At 59.8% G+C, this 17,516-nt stretch carries 14 protein-coding genes; 6 read left to right on the forward strand and 8 right to left on the reverse strand.

Going from position 1 to position 17,516, the window contains the following annotated elements; translation table 11 throughout:
* Positions 1–54 precede the first annotated feature (54 nt).
* From QO005_RS21675 to QO005_RS21695, 5 genes are all read right to left on the reverse strand, one after another.
* Positions 55–1,518, reverse strand: a complete 1,464-nt coding sequence (locus QO005_RS21675) for a lipopolysaccharide biosynthesis protein (RefSeq protein ID WP_307160105.1) — start codon at positions 1,516–1,518, stop codon at positions 55–57.
* Positions 1,505–2,653: a glycosyltransferase gene (locus tag QO005_RS21680; protein WP_307160106.1), complete on the reverse strand. Its 1,149-nt coding sequence runs from the start codon at positions 2,651–2,653 to the stop codon at positions 1,505–1,507. Before QO005_RS21680 ends, QO005_RS21675 begins: the two co-directional genes overlap by 14 nt.
* Before the next feature lie 119 nt (positions 2,654–2,772).
* Positions 2,773–3,870, reverse strand: coding sequence for a glycosyltransferase (locus QO005_RS21685; RefSeq protein WP_307160107.1), 1,098 nt, complete (start codon positions 3,868–3,870; stop codon positions 2,773–2,775).
* A gap of 173 nt (positions 3,871–4,043) precedes the next feature.
* On the reverse strand, positions 4,044–5,375 hold the full coding sequence (locus QO005_RS21690; protein ID WP_307160108.1) for a UDP-glucose dehydrogenase family protein: 1,332 nt from the start codon (positions 5,373–5,375) through the stop codon (positions 4,044–4,046).
* 304 nt (positions 5,376–5,679) lie between these two features.
* A complete protein-coding gene (locus tag QO005_RS21695) occupies positions 5,680–7,200 on the reverse strand; it encodes a gamma-glutamyltransferase family protein (RefSeq protein WP_307160157.1) in 1,521 nt (506 codons plus the stop codon).
* Between the two features lie 175 nt (positions 7,201–7,375).
* Here QO005_RS21695 and QO005_RS21700 point away from each other — a divergent pair, with 175 nt between their 5' ends.
* Positions 7,376–8,086, forward strand: coding sequence for a GntR family transcriptional regulator (locus QO005_RS21700; RefSeq protein WP_307160109.1), 711 nt, complete (start codon positions 7,376–7,378; stop codon positions 8,084–8,086).
* A 96-nt stretch (positions 8,087–8,182) separates the two neighbouring features.
* Here the strand turns inward: QO005_RS21700 and QO005_RS21705 are convergent, their stop codons facing one another.
* Positions 8,183–8,584, reverse strand: a complete 402-nt coding sequence (locus QO005_RS21705; RefSeq protein ID WP_307160110.1) for a nuclear transport factor 2-like protein — start codon at positions 8,582–8,584, stop codon at positions 8,183–8,185.
* 72 nt (positions 8,585–8,656) lie between these two features.
* On the opposite strand from QO005_RS21705, the gene QO005_RS21710 reads away from it, so the two are divergent.
* Entirely contained in the window at positions 8,657–9,898 is a 1,242-nt protein-coding gene (locus tag QO005_RS21710; RefSeq protein ID WP_307160111.1) for an amidohydrolase family protein, read from the forward strand.
* A 171-nt stretch (positions 9,899–10,069) separates the two neighbouring features.
* On the opposite strand, the gene QO005_RS21715 is transcribed toward QO005_RS21710, so the two are convergent.
* Positions 10,070–11,344 carry an NAD(P)/FAD-dependent oxidoreductase gene (locus tag QO005_RS21715; protein WP_307160112.1) on the reverse strand — a complete coding sequence of 425 codons (1,275 nt, stop codon included), beginning with the start codon at positions 11,342–11,344 and terminating at the stop codon, positions 10,070–10,072.
* Positions 11,345–11,396: 52 nt separating this feature from the next.
* Positions 11,397–12,065, reverse strand: a complete 669-nt coding sequence (locus QO005_RS21720; RefSeq protein WP_307160113.1) for a haloacid dehalogenase type II — start codon at positions 12,063–12,065, stop codon at positions 11,397–11,399.
* Between the two features lie 334 nt (positions 12,066–12,399).
* Between QO005_RS21720 and QO005_RS21725 the strand changes: the two genes are divergently transcribed.
* From QO005_RS21725 to arfA, 4 genes are all read left to right on the forward strand, one after another.
* Complete coding sequence (locus tag QO005_RS21725; protein WP_307160114.1) at positions 12,400–13,233, forward strand: GNAT family N-acetyltransferase; 834 nt, start codon at positions 12,400–12,402, stop codon at positions 13,231–13,233.
* 173 nt (positions 13,234–13,406) lie between these two features.
* A complete protein-coding gene (locus QO005_RS21730) occupies positions 13,407–14,780 on the forward strand; it encodes an aspartate aminotransferase family protein (protein WP_307160115.1) in 1,374 nt (457 codons plus the stop codon).
* A gap of 62 nt (positions 14,781–14,842) precedes the next feature.
* Complete coding sequence (locus QO005_RS21735; RefSeq protein ID WP_307160116.1) at positions 14,843–15,772, forward strand: ArsR/SmtB family transcription factor; 930 nt, start codon at positions 14,843–14,845, stop codon at positions 15,770–15,772.
* A gap of 194 nt (positions 15,773–15,966) precedes the next feature.
* The gene (gene arfA / locus QO005_RS21740; RefSeq protein WP_307160117.1) at positions 15,967–17,478 is read left to right on the forward strand and encodes an arabinosylfuranosidase ArfA; all 1,512 of its coding nucleotides are present in this window, start codon (positions 15,967–15,969) and stop codon (positions 17,476–17,478) included.
* Positions 17,479–17,516: the final 38 nt, after the last annotated feature.

Below are 17,516 nucleotides of genomic sequence, written 5' to 3' on the forward strand. Positions count from 1 at the left end.
GGTCTTGCGGGATATTTTTTACACTTCAGATAAGAATTGCGGTTCGCTGTTTCGTCAGGCCCTTGCCCGCGCCATGCCCTTGAGCATGCCGAGCGACGAGATCAGCACCTTTCGGCTGGAGGGCAGAAGCAGCATCAGCACCAGTCCAAGGCCGTAATTGAGAAGCACGGCGGCGGCGATGGCGGCGAGATCGTTCTGCAATAGACCCATCGCCATCAGCCGGTCATAGGCAATCCAGGCAAGACCGGCGGAGACCAGAAACAATCCCTGAATGCTGAGGAAATCCATGCCGGTGACCGGCCCGACCCGCTGCAGCAGCCAGGCCAGAACCGGGATGCGCAGCACATAGCCGCTGATCGCGTAGGCGGCGGCAACGCCGATGGCGCCCCATTTCAAACCGATCACGAAGGACAGGACCGTTGTCAGCGAGGAATAGACGCCCCAGCGGAACATGGCCTGCGTCTTGCCCTGGCAGATGAAGATCCAGCCGGTGGTGCTGCCGATGGACTGCACCAGCCCCGCCAGCCCCAGCCAGGCAAAAATCGGTGCGACCGGCAGCCATTGCGGGCCAAACAACAGGCCGACCACGGGCTTCGCCGTGCAGGTAAGGGCCGCGATACCCGGAATGGTGAAGGCCGCCAGCAACCAGTTGCTCTGCATATAGACTTCGCGGAAACGCGGCTTGTCATCCTGAATACGGCTCATCAGCGGGATCATCACCCGTGTCAGCGGCTGGGTGATGTTTTGCAGTGGAAAGAGCAGCAGCTTATAGGCGCGGTCATAATAGCCCAGTTCGATGGCGCCGGAATATTTGCCGATCAGGATGTTATCGAGATTGCGCGAGAAGAAGTTGACGATGTTGAAGCCGGTGAGATTGGCGCCGAAGGTAAAAATATCGCGCTCGACCCTCAGAACCGGCTTGCCCGGCATCCAGCCGGTGACCTTCCAGGCGGCCAGCAGCACAATGGCCGCCGTAAAGGCCGGACCAATGGCCAGCGACCAGTAACCAAAGCCAAGCCAGGCGGCGAGCGCGGTGATAAGAAAGCCGCCGGCGGCTGAAATCACGTCATTGATCGCCAACTGCCCGAATTGCAGACGCCGGTTCATCAGCGCCAGCGGCAAGGCCGCCAGACTGCCGAGAAAGAGCGGCAGGGCCGTGGCAACGGTGATCAGCGTCATGCGGTTATCACCATAAAACAGCGCCACCAGCGGCGCCAGCACGGTCATCACCACCGTGCAGGCAATGCCCACCAGCGTACTGAGCCAGAAGACCTGGTTGAGATGCGCCTCGGTAATATCCTTGCGCTGGATGACGGCCTGTTGCAGGCCGAGATTCTGAAACAGGCCGACGAAAGCGGCAATCGGGCCAACGGCGGCCATCAGGCCGAAATCTTCCGGCACCAGCAGCCGGGCCAGCACCACCACCGACAGGAACTGGATCACCATGCGGATGACCTGGGCTGCTGCCGTTACAGCGCCGCCTCTGAGGGCGACCTTGCCGAAACTATTTTTTTCCATGGACTCTTTTACGGCTCCCTGATGACGCGATCGCTTCCAGCCTCGCGGCAAGCTGATCGTTGAGCACGGTATCGTTGAAATCTGTTTCGATCTTGCGGCGGGCGGCCACCGCAATCTGCCGGCATTCGCCGGGATGTTCGATGATCCAGGCAAGATTGGCGGCCAGCGCCTCGACATCCCGCTCTGGCGAGAGAAAGCCGCCAACGCCATGCTCGATCAGCTCCGGAATTCCGGAATGGCGGGTGCTGACCACGGTCAACCCTGCCGCCATGGCTTCCATCAGCGCCACCGGAATGCCTTCGACATCACCGTTTTGCGCCGTCACGCTAGGCAGGACGAAGACATGCGCCCGCGCCAGCCAGTTCTTTACCACCTTGTGCGGCTGGCTGCCGAGAAACTGCACCCTCTCGGCAATGCCGAGATCGGCACTCAGTTTCTCCAGCTCACCGCGCAGGGGACCATCGCCGATAATCGTGTAGCGCCAGTCCAGCTCCGGCCGCGCCGTTGTCAATTGCCCGAGCGCGCGCAGCGAAAATTCGATGCCTTTCTTTTCCGCCAGCCGGCAAACGGAGATCAGTTGCAGAATATCGCCCTGGCGATCACGCCAGCGGAAGGGGATCTGCTCGACATCGATGCCCATATGATGAACCTCGACCTTGTCCGGTGAAGCTCCGGCCCCGATCAGCACCTCGCGGAAATGGCCGTTGACCGGCAGGTTGAGCGCCCCCAGCCGAAAGAGATCGCGATAATCGCCAAGCCGGTTTTCCTTGCGCGGCACGCCGACATCGGCTCCGTGAAAGATCGTCACCAGCGGCGGATGCACCAGCCCGCGTTTCTTGTGGCGGCAGACGCGAATGCCGTTATCGCCGAAATGCGCCAGCAGCACGTCGAAACTGTTGAGCGTGGAGGCAGCCGCCGTTTCCATCAGCGTCGAGGCCTTGTCACGTAGCGAATAGGGCAACCTTGTCAGATGCGGCCTGAGCGAGGCAAACCCACCCCACCAGTCGCGCGCCGAGTGCAAAAGCGTTGCCATCGGCTCCGCGGTGGCGTCGATATGGTCAAGCGAGGCCAGCCCGTTGCAGATCACGCCCACCTCGGCGCCCCGCTGCAACAGCCCTTCCATTTGATGGATCACGAAGGTCTCGGACAGAAGAGGAAATTTACCAACGACAAAGCCGACACGCATCGTTTGCACCACGTCATAGTCTAGAACATTTGCACAGGGAAAACCGAAACCGGGTTCTCTTCCGGATATCAGACGGCCACGGGCTCCAGCGATGGCGCCCGGCTCGTCTTGCCAGCGGCTTTTTCCAGAACGCCCATGAACAGCTCGAACTGCCGTTCCGGCTGCAATAGAGGCCTGCGGGAGAAATCATGCGCGGCCTTCGACATGGAGGCATAATAGTCGCCATCCTTCCACAGCCGTTGAAGGGCCTTCGCCCAGTCTTCCACCGGCTGATCGTAATCGAGGATCACGCCACCCTCGCCAATGGCTTCCGGCAGGCCGCCACGGCGCGACCCCAGCACGGGAATACCGCTGCAATGGGCCTCGGAGGCGACACGCCCCCAGGCCTCTTCCCATTTACTGGGAGCGAGCAGCACCTTGGTGCGGCCGTAAATCGTCTTCATGTCGTTGGTGCGCCCTTCCAGCCGCACATTCGGCAACCCCGAGAGCGCCTTTTCCAGCGCCGAGCGCTGGCTATCGCTCATCTTCCAGCTTTCGACGAAGAGGAACGGGATGTCCGGGCAGGCAGCAGCAAGCTTCAAGGCAAGTTCAACCCCCTTTTCATCGAAGGGGTTGATGAAGGTTACATAGTCGCCGGTGGTCGGCGTTGCATATTTCTTCGGGTCTATGGTCGGGGGAATGACGATGGACTCAATGCCGAACTTGTCGTGAAAGGCACCGGCGGTAAACTCGGAATTGGCGATGTAAAGCGCAGAAGGAATTTCACGCAGATCGCCCGCAAGATCCAGAAACTCGACATTTCGCAGATAGACCACGGTCGGCACGTTGTGCGCCTGCAATGCCTTGGCGATGGGTACGGATTTATGCGCCTGCACCACCGCCACATCCGGCTTCATCTTCTGGGCTGCAAAACCCGCAGCCTCCCAGGGAAACCAGGCGCGCATGACCGGATAGCCGGGATAGGTATCCATGACGGCGGGCTGGCGCAGCAGCTTCAGCTTGGCACGGGCCTTAAAGCCGAAGAAACCATCTCCGAAAAGGCAGGCCAGAACCGAGGCCTCATGCCCCCGTGCCCGAAGCTGCTCGACAAGATGATGCGTGCTGGATTCAACCCCGCCATTGATTTCGGGGAAATAGCCATGTCCGCCGGCAAACAGAACCTTCATTGCTTGCGCTCCTTGCTCCGGCTTTCCAAAGCAGGATCAGCCGAAATCGCCCTCATGCCGTTGAAGCCTTGCTGCCCACGACTCATCAAAACCAGAAAGACGATCCCGGCTGAAAAGCCGGGAGCCTATCGTTTACAACCCTGCAAGCTTTGACAAGGCAAAGCCTGAACGGATCAGGCGGCCATGCGGCCAATGCTGTAATATTCCAGCCCGTGGCGCGCCACGACCTTCGGATTATAAAGGTTACGGCCGTCGAAGATCACCGGGTTCTTCAAAGACTGGCGGATCGTATCGAAGGACGGCGCCTTGAAGTTCTTCCACTCGGTCACGATCATCAGCGCATCTGCATCGCGAAGTGCTGCTTCCTTGGTGCCGCACAGCATCAGATCATTACGCTGACCGTAAATGGCCTGGCATTCCTGCATGGCTTCCGGATCGTAGGCACTGACGGACGCACCCTCACGCCACAGCGATTCCATGAGAATGCGGGCAGGCGCCTCGCGCATATCGTCGGTGTTCGGCTTGAAGGCGAGGCCCCAGAGCGCGAAACGCTTGCCCTTGAGATCGCCATTGAAATATTTGTAGGCCTTGTCGAACAGCACGAATTTCTGCTGGTTGTTCCGCTCTTCCACGGCCTTCAGCATCTTGGCGTCGAACTGAACACCCTCTGCCGTCTTGATCAGGGCGCGCACATCCTTCGGGAAGCACGAACCGCCATAGCCCGCGCCGGGGTAGATGAAATGATAACCGATGCGCGGATCACTGCCGATGCCCTTGCGCACTTCCTCGATATCGACGCCCAATTGCTCGGCCAGGCTCGCCATCTCGTTGATGAAGCTGATCTTGGTGGCCAGCATGCAGTTGGCGGCATATTTGGTGAATTCGGCGCTGCGGATATCCATGACGATGATTTTTTCATGGTTCCGGTTGAAGGGCGCGTAAAGCTCGCGCATCACCTGCTCGGACTGTTCGGACTGGGTGCCGATAATGATGCGATCGGGGCGCATGCAGTCGGCGACGGCAGAGCCTTCCTTCAGGAATTCCGGGTTGGACACCACATCGAAGGTCAGGTCTTCACGGCCACGCATCTTGAGAATGTCACCGACGCGCTTGCGCACCATGTCGCAGGTGCCGACCGGCACCGTGGACTTGCTGACGATGATCTTGTGCTCTTCCATTTCCTTGGCGATGGTTTCCGCCACGGAAATCACATATTTCAGGTCGGCCGAGCCATCTTCGCCCGGCGGCGTGCCGACGGCGCTGATGATGATCTGGCCGTGACGAACCGCAGCGCTTGCATCGGTGGTAAAAACGATGAGGCCAGCGGCGTGATTTTCCTTCACCAGATCTTCAAGACCCGGCTCGTAAATCGGGATGATGCCCTGGTTCAGGCGCTGAACCTTCTCGGCATCCACATCGACGCACATCACATTGTGCCCGACATCAGCCAGAACGGCAGCCTGTACCAGACCAACGTAACCAATACCAAATACGGTGATATCCATCAGGGCTCCGCCTTCACTTCATCAAATCGGTTCATATTCATAAACGCGAGACGCGACGATTTATTTACTGTCGGTTAAGAAGCTAGCATGACCAATGCTGCGGCACAACATGGTTTCCCATCATCGTAAGGTTAGAAAACAACCCTATGATTAATATTGCAATTTCTGCAAAGAGTGAAAATGCTGCAGTGCAATTACGGCAAAGGCGCGCACGTTTCGGCTGTAGAAAAACCACATTTTCCCAAGCGTCTGGTTGTCAGGCGCGGAAGGAAAACGGCCCCGAGTCGCAAAACGCCTCACCCCATCACAAGCGAAGCGCGATCCCCTCGCCGCGAGGATCATGCGCGCCTTCGGCACCGTGACCTGGCCTCAACCGGATCACACCCGCCTGACCGAAAATCGGCGAGAGGCGGGACAGAAAGGTGACGTCGTGGCCGAGAGCCCGCCAAAGGCTTTCATGACCTTCTCCTTCCAGCTTCAGGCTGTCGCGCGCGTCGGAAAAGGTGCGCCCCAGCAGGAAGCGTGGCTGAGCCAGCGCCTCCTCCGGCGTCAGCCCGTAATCGATCAAGCCGTTCAGCACCACGGAGAGGGTTTGCGGCTGGCCGTCGGCACCCTGGGTGCCATAGACCAGATGCGGCCTGCCCTGCTTTAGCGCAATGCCGGGATTGAGTGTGAAGAAAGGCCGCTTGCCGGGGCGGATCTGGTTGGGATGACCGGCCTCGACCGAGAAGGAGGCGGCGCGATTGTGCCAGAGAATCCCCGTATCACCGACCGGCACGCCGCTTCCCCAATCGAAGAAGGTGCTTTGCAACACGCTGGCGGCCCGGCCCTGCTGATCGACAACGCCAAAGAAAACAGTCTCGCCATGCCGGAAGGGCTGCGGCCAGAGGAGTGCCTGCCGGGGATCGATGGCCTTGGCCTTTGCGGCCAGACGTTGCGGATCGAGGAAGAAAGAGGCGTCCAGAGCGGTAAAATCCGGATCGCCAATGCGCAACCGATCAAGAAACGCCTGTTTCACCGCCTCGACCAGCAGATGCATCCGTTCCGCACTCTCCAGCGGGAGCGCGCTGAAGTCGAAATGCGAGAGGATGCCCATGATCGCCAGCGTCGTGAGCCCCTGGGTGGGCGGGGGTGGCGCAAGCAAGGTCAGGCCGCGATAGTCCAGCCTTTCGGGTGCCGCTTCCCGCGTTTTGGTGTTCTGGAGATCGGAGGCCGTCAGGGGTGAGCCGACCTCGGCGAAGCCCTTGGCAAGACGGGCAGCGAGCGCGCCGTGATAAAAACTCTCCAGCCCCTCCGCCGCAAGGGTTTTAAGACTGGCCGCCAATTGCGGCTGGCGCAGAAGACCGTTGTCCTCGACAAAGATTTCCTTGAAACCCGGCCAGCGGGCCAACTCTTCCCGGCGGAAATCCTCCCAGAACCGTTGCGAGGCTGCGGGCTCATAGCCCTCCTCGGCGTAGAGGATGGCGGCTTCCAAAAGGCTGGCCGGGGATTGCCGGCCACCCCAATGGCGGGCTGAAAAATCAAGCGCCGTCTTCCAGCTTTCGACCGCTGACGCGCTTGTGAGCATCACGCCCGGCCCCCTCAGCGGGATTGGCGCGGAAAAATCCGGCAGCGTCCGGGCTGCCTGTCCCAGGCCGAGAAGACAACGGCTTTCACCCTTTTCATCGGCCAGCACCCACACGGCATCCCCGCCAATGCCGCAGAAATGCGGCATGACCACCGAGAGAACAGCCCCGATCGCAACAGCCGCCTCAATGGCAGTGCCGCCTTGCCGCAGCACCTCGGCACCGGCTTCAGAGGCCAGGGGATGGGGCGATGTGACCATGGCGGTCTGAGACGGCGTGGCTGGGGAGGAGGTCAGCATTGTCATGGCCCTGATAAATTCTGTATGCAGTGATTGTATGCAGAAAAGCGTGCCTTGAACAAGCGGCATGATATCCTGCTTCACAAGCCGCTGCAGATGTTACAGTAAAGAATTACATCTTCACCATGGACGGATCATGCCTGAAAAAAGCCCGAGCCTGAAAGCCGGAACCAGCAAGGTCTCCTTCATCTGCACTGCGCTGAGACGGGCGATCATCGAGCGCGCGCTGCTGCCGGGCGACCGGCTGCCGGAAGATGCGCTGGGCGAACGCTTCGGCGTGAGCCGCACCATTGCCCGAAACGCACTGGCGCAACTGGCGGCGGAGGGGCTTGTGGAACAGCGGCGCAACCGCATTGCCGTGGTGGCTCTGCCCTCGCTGGAAGAGGCACGCGATATTTTCGATATCCGCATCATGCTGGAAAAGCTGGTCGTGCGGCATCTGGCCGGGCACCTCACCCAGGCGCAGGCGCATCAGTTGCAACAGCTTGTGGAGGAGGAGCATGCCGCACGGCATGGCGCCGACGGCACCGCCATCCGGCTGGCCACCGAATTTCATGTGCAACTGGCCGAAATGACCGGCAAGCCCGCCCTGATCCGCTATGTAACCGAAATCTGCTACCGCGCCGGGCTGTCGCTCTCGGCCTTCAGCCGTCCGCATTCCTCCGATTGCGCGGTGAGCGAACATACGGCCCTGATCGACGCCATCCGCACCGGCCCGGCGGAAAAGGCCGAGGCGCTGATGGAGGAGCATCTGGAAGCCGTGGCAACGCGGGCGCTGATCAACCCGCAAGGCAGCGCGGGACGGGATCTGATGACAATCCTCGCGCCCTACTGCACAATTCCTTAAATCGGCATCGATTTAAGCTGCAATATGCAGCAGATGGAAAGCGCTACAGCGAAGCCTTGTGCGCCATATATGGCGCACAAGGCTTCGCTGTATGCCTCACGCCCGTGATATGCTGGGGTCCAGCAACCATTCGGCGCTGTCGTTCCACACATCGGTTTCGATGATCAGGCCATCCCGCACCACGAAGCGATCCACATAGCGGTTGTGGTCGAAGGGGCGGCCATCCGGCCAGGCGCCATAGAGATAGCCAAGGCTGTAAATGATGGTTTCTTCCTCGCCTTCCACCACATCATAGCGCTCGATTCGCTTCTTCACCCATTGATAGCGCTGGGCGTTGAAGCCCGTCGGACCGGAGGGCGTGTCGAAAACGCGGTTGCCGGTGAAACGGCAGAGAAATTTCTGCGACACATAAGTTGCGGCCCGCACCGGGTCCGGCGCCATGGATGCCTCCAGATAGGCCTTGACCGCCTCCAGATCTTTCCGTGCCCGCTCCTGCATGTTCAGCTCCTTCTTGCCGCGCTGGAATTTACTGCATACACTTAGTTTATACAGTTTAAGACAGAGCACAACATGTCCACGGTTCACGATCTTCTGCTGACGAATATCCGCCTGCCGCGCCACGATGCCTCCATGTCACTCGCCATCACGGCGGGCCGCATTGCGGCCGTCGGTTCGGATGTCACGGCGCGGGAGGTGATCGATCTCGGCGGCAAACTGGTGCTGCCGGGCTTTGCGGACAGCCATATCCATCTCGACAAGGCCTGCCTGCTCTGCCGCTGCCAGGCGGTCACCGGCGGTTTGAAGGGGGCAATTGCCGCCGTCTCCCGCCTGAAAAGCGACTTTACCGTGGAGGACGTTTATGCCCGTGGGGAAGCGGTGCTCCGCCGCGCCATCAGCCAGGGTACGATGTTTCTGCGCGCCCATGTGGAAGTGGACCCGCGCGCCGGGCTCAGAAGCTTTGAGGCGATGAAAGCCCTGAAACAGGATTTTGCCTGGGCGATTGATATGCAGATCTGCGCCTTTCCACAGGAGGGGCTAACCAATGATCCCGGCACGGAAGCCCTGCTGGAACAGGCGCTGGCCGACGGCGCCGACCTTCTGGGCGGCTGCCCCTATACCGATGGCGATCCGGAGGCGCAGATGGATCGGCTGTTTGCGATGGCCAAGGCCCATGATGTCGATCTCGATTTTCATCTCGATTTCGATCTGGATGCGTCCTGGTCGCATCTCGAACCGCTTTGCCGCCGAACGGTCGCCATGGGTTGGCAGGGCCGGGTTGCGGCAGGCCATGTCACCAAACTGGCCGCCATGGATGAGGCCGGGTTCGAGCGCCATGCGGCACTGCTTTCGGCCTCAGGCGTTGCCGTCACCGCCCTTCCCTCCACCGATCTCTATCTGAACGCCCGGACAGAGGGGGTACGCGGCGCACGCGGCGTTGCCCCCATTCACCTTCTGGCGGAAAAGGGTGTGACGGTCTCCATCGCCACCAACAATGTGCTGAACCCGTTCACGCCCTTCGGCGATTGCTCGCTCCTGCGCATGGCCAATCTCTATGCCAATGTCGCGCAACTTGGCCCGGAGACGTTTTCCACCTGCCTGGATTTCATCACCCATCATCCGGCAAGGCTGATGGGCCTTGAGGCCTACGGCATCGCAGTCGGCGCTCAGGCCGATCTCATCGTGCTGGATGCGGAGGATGATATCCATGCTCTTGGCGGCCTTGCCCAGCCGCTGATGGGCTTCAAGCGGGGGCGCAAGAGTTTCGAGCGCCCGGCGGCGAAATTGCTACCCCCTGCTGCTTTCGTTTTTTAAGCAATTCCGGACGCAAAACCGTGTTACACTTTTGCTGGAATTGCTCTAACTTTTTGTTTTGACGCAATTCCGGACGCAAAACCGCGTTACACTTTTGCTGGAATTGCTCTAACTTTTTGTTTTGACGCAATTCCGGACGCAAAACCGCGTTACACTTTTGCTGGAATTGCTCTATTTAATCCTGTCAAGAAATTGGTAGTAAAGCCCCACCAGCGGCAGAAACCAGGGTTTGCCGAAATGCCCCGGCACCGCAGGCCAGTCCAGCCCCTTCAGCGGATTGCGGTCCGGCCTTCCCAGAATGGTGTCGGCCAGGATCATTCCCATATGGGTGGAAAGCTGCGCACCATGGCCGGAATAGCCCATGGCATACCATAGCCCATCCTGATAGCCCGCGCGCGGATAGCGGTCCTTGGTCATATCCACCAGACCGCCCCAGCAATAATCGATCTCGACCTTTGCCAGTTGCGGAAAAATGCGGGCAAGGCTTGCCTTGAGAATCTCGCCCCCTTTGGCATCGGAACGATGATCCGATGTCGCGGAAAAGCGCGCCCGGCCACCGAACAGCAGACGGTTATCCGGTGCGAGCCGGAAATAATTGCCGATATTCATGGAGTTCACGCAGGTCCGGTTGCCCGGCATGGTGGCCGCCACCTCATCCGGCGTCAAGGGCCGGGTGGCAATGAGAAAGCTGCCGACCGCGATGATGCGCCGGCGAAAATAGCTGAAATTGCTGCTGGTATAGGCACCGGTCGCCATGATCACCTCGCGGGCGGTGATGCTGCCTTTCGCGGTTGCGATCCGCTTTACCGGCCCCTTGGCGTCCACGGCGGTGACCGGGCATTTTTCAAAGATCATCGCACCGTGACGCGCGGCGGCCTCGGCCAGCCCCACCACGTACCGGCCCATATGCATCATCGCGCTTTTTTTCGACAGCATGGCGCCATGAAAAGGTGAGCCAACCTCACTTTTCAAATCCGCCGCCGAAAGCAGCGCCGTGTCAGGATCGCATTCGGCATGCAAGGCCTCGAAATTGCGGGCAATACCGGCCATATGCTCAGGCTTGGAAGCAAGCTTCAGCTTGCCTGCGCGGCGAAAATTGCAATCAATCCCTTCTTCGGCAATCAGCGCCTCCAGCGTATCGATACTGTCATCGAGCGCCTTGTAGAGCGCAATGGCCCGCTCCTTGCCCAGTTCCGCCTTTGCCGCAAGATAGCTATGGGCAAGGCCGTTATTGAGATGGCCGCCATTGCGGCCCGAAGCGCCCCAGCCAATGGTTTCCGCCTCCAGCAGCACCACCCGCGCGCCCGCCTTGGCCAGCTGCCGGGCAGCGCCGAGGCCGGTGAAGCCACCGCCGATGATCGCCACGTCGTAATGGCCCTCCAGCGGCGCGGTCGCGCCACCCTTGAACGCCCCGGCTGTGTCATGCCAATAGGAGAGGAGTTTCATCTGCGGCGGCTTTCCTGCTCGATCTGTCAAGGGGGTAACTTGCTGCCGGGTCTTACAACCCGACAACGCCCGGCAGGCCGGAAATATCGGCAATTTCCACATAGCCGTAATAGGGATTGGCCGGTTCATGGCCGCGATTGACCCAAACCTTGTTCTTGATGCCGAGATCATGCGCCGACATCAGGTCATAGCGGAAGGAGGAGGACACATGCAGCATGTCTTCCGGTCCGCAGCCCAGCATATCGAACATATATTCAAAGGCCTTGAAGCGCGGCTTGTAGGCATTGGCCTGTTCCGCCGTATAGACGGCATGGAAGGGCGCGCCCAGCTTTTCGACATTCGACATGATCTGCGCATTCATGGCGTTGGAAAGAATGACCAGCGGAATTTCCCTGGCCACCTTGGCAAGCCCTGCCGGGACATCGGCATGCGGCCCCCAGGTGGGCACGCGCTCATAGACCATCCTCGCGTCTTCGGGCTTGAAGGCAACCCCGTTTTTCCGGCAGGTGCGCTCAATGGCGTTGTGCACCACCTCGGCATAGGGCTTCCAGTCGCCCATGATCTCATCCAGCCGATAGGCGGAAAAATTGCGGATGAAAGCCTGCATGCGCGGTTCATCGAGCAGATGGCCATAGAGATCGCGGGCCGCTTCCGCCATCTGGAAATTGATGAGGGTGCCGTAGCAGTCGAAACTGATGAATTTCGGGCGGAAAGTGGTCATGGGGCCGTTCCTGCAAAGGGGTGGTTCGATGGTCCAAGCATAATCGGCCTTTCCAACGCCCATGAACCGCAAACGATCACGATCGAAGCAGATTCTTGCGTATGCGGCGGCGGCTTTGGCAGCATGTTGTGCGGCAACGGATGTCGCATGCCCTGAACAGGTCCCCACCGCGGGCTTTCCACCGAGTCGCGCGGCATAAGATGCGGCAGGCCCGATGCGCAACGGCGAAAGATACCGAACTCGCCGCATCCTCAGGACGATCTTCTCGTCCGCGAGAGCTATCACAGAAAGGAGAGTAAACAGCCTTTCGCAAACAAGCCCGGACGGATTGCCCATGCAGACCCTTCAAACCGACATCATGCCCATGGCTTCGGATCATCTGCCCGGCGCGCTGCACCTGTCGCAACAGGCCGGCTGGCCGCACCGGCTGGAGGACTGGGCGCTGACACTCTCACTGAGCCGAGGCTTCGTGGCCGTTGAGGGAAGCCGCGTCTTCGGAACGGCGCTGGCCACACTTTATGGCACCCATGCCGCCACCATCAATATGGTGATCGTTGATGAAAGCATGCGCGGCCAGGGCCTTGGCCGCAAGCTGATGGAGCAGGCGCTGGCCGCAGCCGAAGACCGCGAATGCCGATTGGTCGCCACAGCCGATGGCCTGCCGCTCTATGAAAAGCTGGGGTTCCGCGTTTCAGGTGAGATCGTCCAGCACCAAGGCCCGGTCGGCGCGATTGCAGCGCGTGAGGATGTCCGCTGGGAAGACCGGCCAGATCTTGCCGCTTTCGCCACCATGGATGCCGATGCCTGCGGCATGGACCGGCGAGCGCTTTACGATGCCTTGGCAACAAGAGGCCGATTTGCCGTTCTGGAACGCGGCGGTCTCATGAAAGGCTTTGCCGTTCTGCGCCCCTTTGGCCGTGGCGAGGTTGCAGGCCCTGTTGTGGCGGAGAATGCCGAGGATGCGAAGGCGCTCCTCTCCTTCCTGTTTGCCGGACGCGGCGGGGCTTTCATGCGGGTGGATACGCCGAAAGACAGCGGCCTTGCCCCCTGGCTGACCACCCTTGGACTTCTTCACGTCGGCGGCGGTCTGCCGATGATCCGCAACAGCGCCCCCCGCCCTGCCGCGACGGTGAAAACCTTTGGCCTCGCCAGCCAGGCCCTTGGCTGATCTACCGCTTTATCAAGGCACTCGCACGACGCATGTCCTGAACATGCTCTTACTAGAGCATTTCCGGTAAAAACGGGATCACCTGAAATGCTCTGTCTATTTGTTTTTACGCAGTCCGGACGCAAAACCGCTAACGCACTTTTGCTGGACATACTCTAGGATTGGATTGCCCCATGCTCAGCAACTCCCTGATCGAACTGGACCGCGCTCATCTGGTGCATCCCGTCGCCTCCTACCGCTCCCATGAAAAGGCGGGCGTGCGGGTGCTGACCAGCGCCAAGGGTGCAACCGTTACCGATGCAACAGGACGGCAACTGGTGGATGGTTTTGCCGGTCTCTGGTGCGTCAATGCCGGTTACGGCCAAGAGAGCATCATCGAGGCGGCGACCAGACAATTGCAGGAATTGCCCTATGCCACCGGCTATTTCGGCCTGGGGTCGGAACCGGCGATCCGGCTGGCGGCAGAGCTTGCGGAACGAGCGCCGGGCGATCTCAACCATGTCTATTTCACCCTCGGCGGCTCGGATGCCGTCGACAGCACCATCCGCTTCATCCGCTATTATTACAACGCCCAGGGACGTCCGCAGAAGGACCAGTTCATTTCCGTCGAACAGGGCTATCACGGCTCCTCGGTGGTGGGCGCGGGGTTGACCGCGCTCCCCGCCTTTCATGCCGGCTTTGGCGTGCCCTATGACTGGCAGCATAAAATTCCGTCCCACTACGCCTATCGCAATCCGGCGGGAGAGACCTCCGAGGCGATCATCGCGGCCTCGGTGGCGGCGCTCCGCGCCAAGGTCGAGGCATTGGGACAGGAACGCGTCGCCGCCTTCTACGTGGAGCCTATCCAGGGATCGGGCGGCGTTCTGGTGCCGCCGAAGGGCTGGATGAAAGCCATGCGAGCGCTGTGTGCCGAGCTTGATATTCTCTTCATTGCCGATGAGGTCATTACCGGTTTCGGCCGCACCGGGCCGCTCTTTGCCTGTCTGGACGACGATGTCGTGCCGGATTTCATGACGGTCGCCAAGGGTTTGACCTCCGGCTATGTACCGATGGGCGCCGTGTTCATGTCCGACCGGATCTATGACACCATTGCCGATGGCGCAGGTGCTGCGGCAGTCGGCCATGGCTACACCTATTCCGCCCATCCGGTCAGTGCCGCTGTCGGCCTTGCCTGCCTGAAGCTTTATGAAGACAGCCTGCTGGAAAATGGCAGAAAGGCGGGGGCGCGGCTCATGGCCGGGCTCGAAAGCCTGAAAAGCCATCCGCTGGTGGGCGATGTGCGCGGGCGCGGCATGCTGGCCGCCATCGAACTGGTGGTGGACAAGGAGCGCAAGACCCCGCTTCCCGCCAGCGCCGAACCCTCGCGCAAAATCTTTGACCGGGCGTGGGAAAACGGCCTCGTCATCCGCGCCTTCTATAACGGCGTACTCGGCTATGCCCCGCCGCTCTGCTGCACCGATGCGGAGATCGACGCGATCATCGAGCGAACCGCCAGAACTCTGGACCAGACACTGGAAGACCCCGCAGTCCGCGCGCTCTTGGCCTGACATTGATTTAAATCAGAATCGGTGATACGAATCCGGCTTCAACTCGCCGGGATCACCGATGCATGAGCCGCAATTTCCTTCTCGTTGACCCCGAAGAGGACGTGATCGTCCTCAAGGGCCTTGCCTCCCCCATCCGCGTGCAGATCCTCAAGCTGCTGCATCGGCAGGGGCCGATGAATGTCAACGAGATTGCCGACGCGCTCTCCCTGCCGCAATCCACCGTCTCCACCAATATCCAGATTCTGGAAGAGGCAGGGCTGATCCGCACCGAAAGCCAGAAGGCGCGCAAGGGCAGCCAGAAACTCTGTCATGCCACGGTGGAGGAAGTGGTGGTGTTGTTCAAGGACAGCACAAGGACGCTGGAGAAGGACGCCATCGAGGTTTCCATGCCCATCGGCCTCTATACCGGCTTCGAGGTAACCGCCCCGTGCGGCCTCTGTTCGCCCGACGGGATTATCGGGCTTCTGGATGTACCGCATGCCTTTCTCCACCCGGATCGTATGAAAGCCGGGCTTTTATGGTTCACACGCGGCCATGTGGAATATCAGTTCCCCAACAATGCCCGGCTGGCAGGCAAGGCGGTGGAGGAGATGGAACTGGCGCTGGAACTCAGTTCCGAAGTGCCCGGCACCAGTGCCGACTGGCCTTCCGACATCACCGTCAGCATCAATGGCCGGGAGATTGGCAACTGGACTTCACCGGGAGATTTTGGCGATAAACGCGGGGTCTATACCCCGTCCTGGTGGAAGCTGAAGGGCTCCCAATACGGCAAGCTCAAGAACTGGCGCATCGCCGGTGATGGCACCTTCGTGGACGGCATGAAAATTTCCGATGTCAGCCTGGAGGACATCGACCTCCAGGGCCATCATTCCATCCGTATTCGCATCGAGGTCAAGGACAATGCCCGCCATCCCGGCGGTATCAATATCTTTGGACGCGGCTTCGGCAATTACGATCAGGACATCGTGCTTCGGCTTCGCACCAAAAGCTGATCATGAAAACTGATAGAGAAGATCGCAGTCCGTGAATTTTATTTTTTATTATAATTCAGAGATTTAACCGGATTAGTTTTCCAGGCTTTCGCGTCGCAGCATCGTTTTCCCCTTGACGATCCGCTTATTCCGGCAATTAATATCCGAAAAAATGAATTAAATCACATTTCGTGATATGAATAGGGAGAACAGGCATGACGGTTACCGTCACGGCGCATGCCCGCTATGTTATCAGCGATATCGATCCGAGGCTTTACGGCTCCTTCATCGAACATCTTGGCCGAGCCGTTTATACCGGCATTTATGAACCGCAGCATGACAGCGCCGATGAAAATGGCATGCGCCGCGATGTCATCGATCTGGTGCGGGAGCTGGATGTGCCTGTGGTGCGCTATCCCGGCGGCAACTTCGTCTCCGCCTATAATTGGGAAGACGGTATCGGTCCGAAGGATCAGCGCCCTGTGCGGCTGGATCTCGCCTGGCATACCTCCGAGAGCAATGAGGTGGGCCTGCATGAATTTGCCGACTGGTGCAAGGCCGCCGGTACGGAACTGATGCTTGCCGTCAATCTCGGCTCGCGCGGTTTGGATGAGGCGCGCAATTTTCTGGAATATGCCAACCACAAGGGCGGCTCCTACTGGAGCGACCTGCGCATTGCCAACGGCCGCAAGGAGCCCTTTGACGTCAAGCTCTGGTGTCTGGGCAACGAGATGGATGGCCCTTGGCAGATCGGTCACAAGACGGCGGAGGAATATGGCCGCCTTGCCCATGAAACGGCCAAGGCCATGCGCGCCTTCGACAAGTCGCTGGAGCTTGTGGTCTGCGGCTCCTCCAATGCCAAGATGCCGACCTATCCAGCCTGGGAAGCCACCGTTCTCGACCTGACCTATAACGAGGTCGATTACATCTCCCTGCATATGTATTTCGATAACAAGGCCAACAATACCGCCGATTATCTGGCGCAGAACAAGAAGCTGGATGATTACATCGTTTCGGTGGCTGGCGTCATCGATTTCATCAAGGCCAAGAAGCGGTCGTCGAAGCGGGTCTATATTTCCTTCGATGAGTGGAATGTCTGGTATCACTCCAACGAGCAGGACCGGAAGATCCTCGAAGGCAATGACGGCTGGCCCTTCGCCCCGCCGCTGCTGGAAGACATCTACAATTTCGAGGATGTGCTGCAGGTCGGCCTGATCATCAATACCTTCATCCGCCGCTCGGATGTGGTACGCATTGCCTGTCTGGCGCAATTGGTGAACGTGATCGCGCCGATCATGACCGAGCCGGGCGGCAAGGCCTGGCGCCAGACCATCTTCTACCCCTTCCTTTTCGCTTCACGACATGGCCGTGGCAAGGCGCTGGACCTGAAGGTAAGCGGCCCGACCTATCACGCGCCCTCCGTTGGCGAGGTGGATTGCCTGGATGTGGCAGCCGTTCACGATGAGGCGCAGGGCTTCGTGACCTTCTTCGTTGTCAACCGCTCCGAAACCAGCCATCCGATCGAAATCAGCCTGGAAGGCTTCGGCGATGCGGCGACGCTTTCCGATCATCAGGTCATGACCCATGCCGATCTGAAAGCAGTGAACACCGCTGCCCGGCCGGACGCGGTCGTACCCGCGCAGGGTCGCGGCGTGACCGTCACAGGCACCCGCCTCACAGGGGCGATTTCAGCATACTCCTATCACATGATCCGCCTGAAGATTTAGCCGCGACCAACGCTCTGGAACGACTTAGGGAGGAGTGG

The organism is Allorhizobium paknamense (assembly GCF_030815125.1).
Taxonomy (GTDB): domain Bacteria; phylum Pseudomonadota; class Alphaproteobacteria; order Rhizobiales; family Rhizobiaceae; genus Allorhizobium; species Allorhizobium paknamense.

Bases quoted from the DNA above. Each gene is read 5' to 3' on its own strand.
- QO005_RS21710 (WP_307160111.1), top strand. From the start codon at position 8,657: ATGTCCACGGTTCACGATCTTCTGCTGACGAATATCCGCCTGCCGCGC.
- QO005_RS21675 (WP_307160105.1), bottom strand. From the start codon at position 1,518: ATGGAAAAAAATAGTTTCGGCAAGGTCGCCCTCAGAGGCGGCGCTGTA.
- QO005_RS21715 (WP_307160112.1), bottom strand. From the start codon at position 11,344: ATGAAACTCCTCTCCTATTGGCATGACACAGCCGGGGCGTTCAAGGGT.
- QO005_RS21725 (WP_307160114.1), top strand. From the start codon at position 12,400: ATGCAGACCCTTCAAACCGACATCATGCCCATGGCTTCGGATCATCTG.
- QO005_RS21705 (WP_307160110.1), bottom strand. From the start codon at position 8,584: ATGCAGGAGCGGGCACGGAAAGATCTGGAGGCGGTCAAGGCCTATCTG.
- QO005_RS21690 (WP_307160108.1), bottom strand. From the start codon at position 5,375: ATGGATATCACCGTATTTGGTATTGGTTACGTTGGTCTGGTACAGGCT.
- QO005_RS21695 (WP_307160157.1), bottom strand. From the start codon at position 7,200: ATGGTCACATCGCCCCATCCCCTGGCCTCTGAAGCCGGTGCCGAGGTG.
- arfA (WP_307160117.1), top strand. From the start codon at position 15,967: ATGACGGTTACCGTCACGGCGCATGCCCGCTATGTTATCAGCGATATC.
- QO005_RS21720 (WP_307160113.1), bottom strand. From the start codon at position 12,065: ATGACCACTTTCCGCCCGAAATTCATCAGTTTCGACTGCTACGGCACC.
- QO005_RS21700 (WP_307160109.1), top strand. From the start codon at position 7,376: ATGCCTGAAAAAAGCCCGAGCCTGAAAGCCGGAACCAGCAAGGTCTCC.
- QO005_RS21730 (WP_307160115.1), top strand. From the start codon at position 13,407: ATGCTCAGCAACTCCCTGATCGAACTGGACCGCGCTCATCTGGTGCAT.
- QO005_RS21685 (WP_307160107.1), bottom strand. From the start codon at position 3,870: ATGAAGGTTCTGTTTGCCGGCGGACATGGCTATTTCCCCGAAATCAAT.
- QO005_RS21735 (WP_307160116.1), top strand. From the start codon at position 14,843: ATGAGCCGCAATTTCCTTCTCGTTGACCCCGAAGAGGACGTGATCGTC.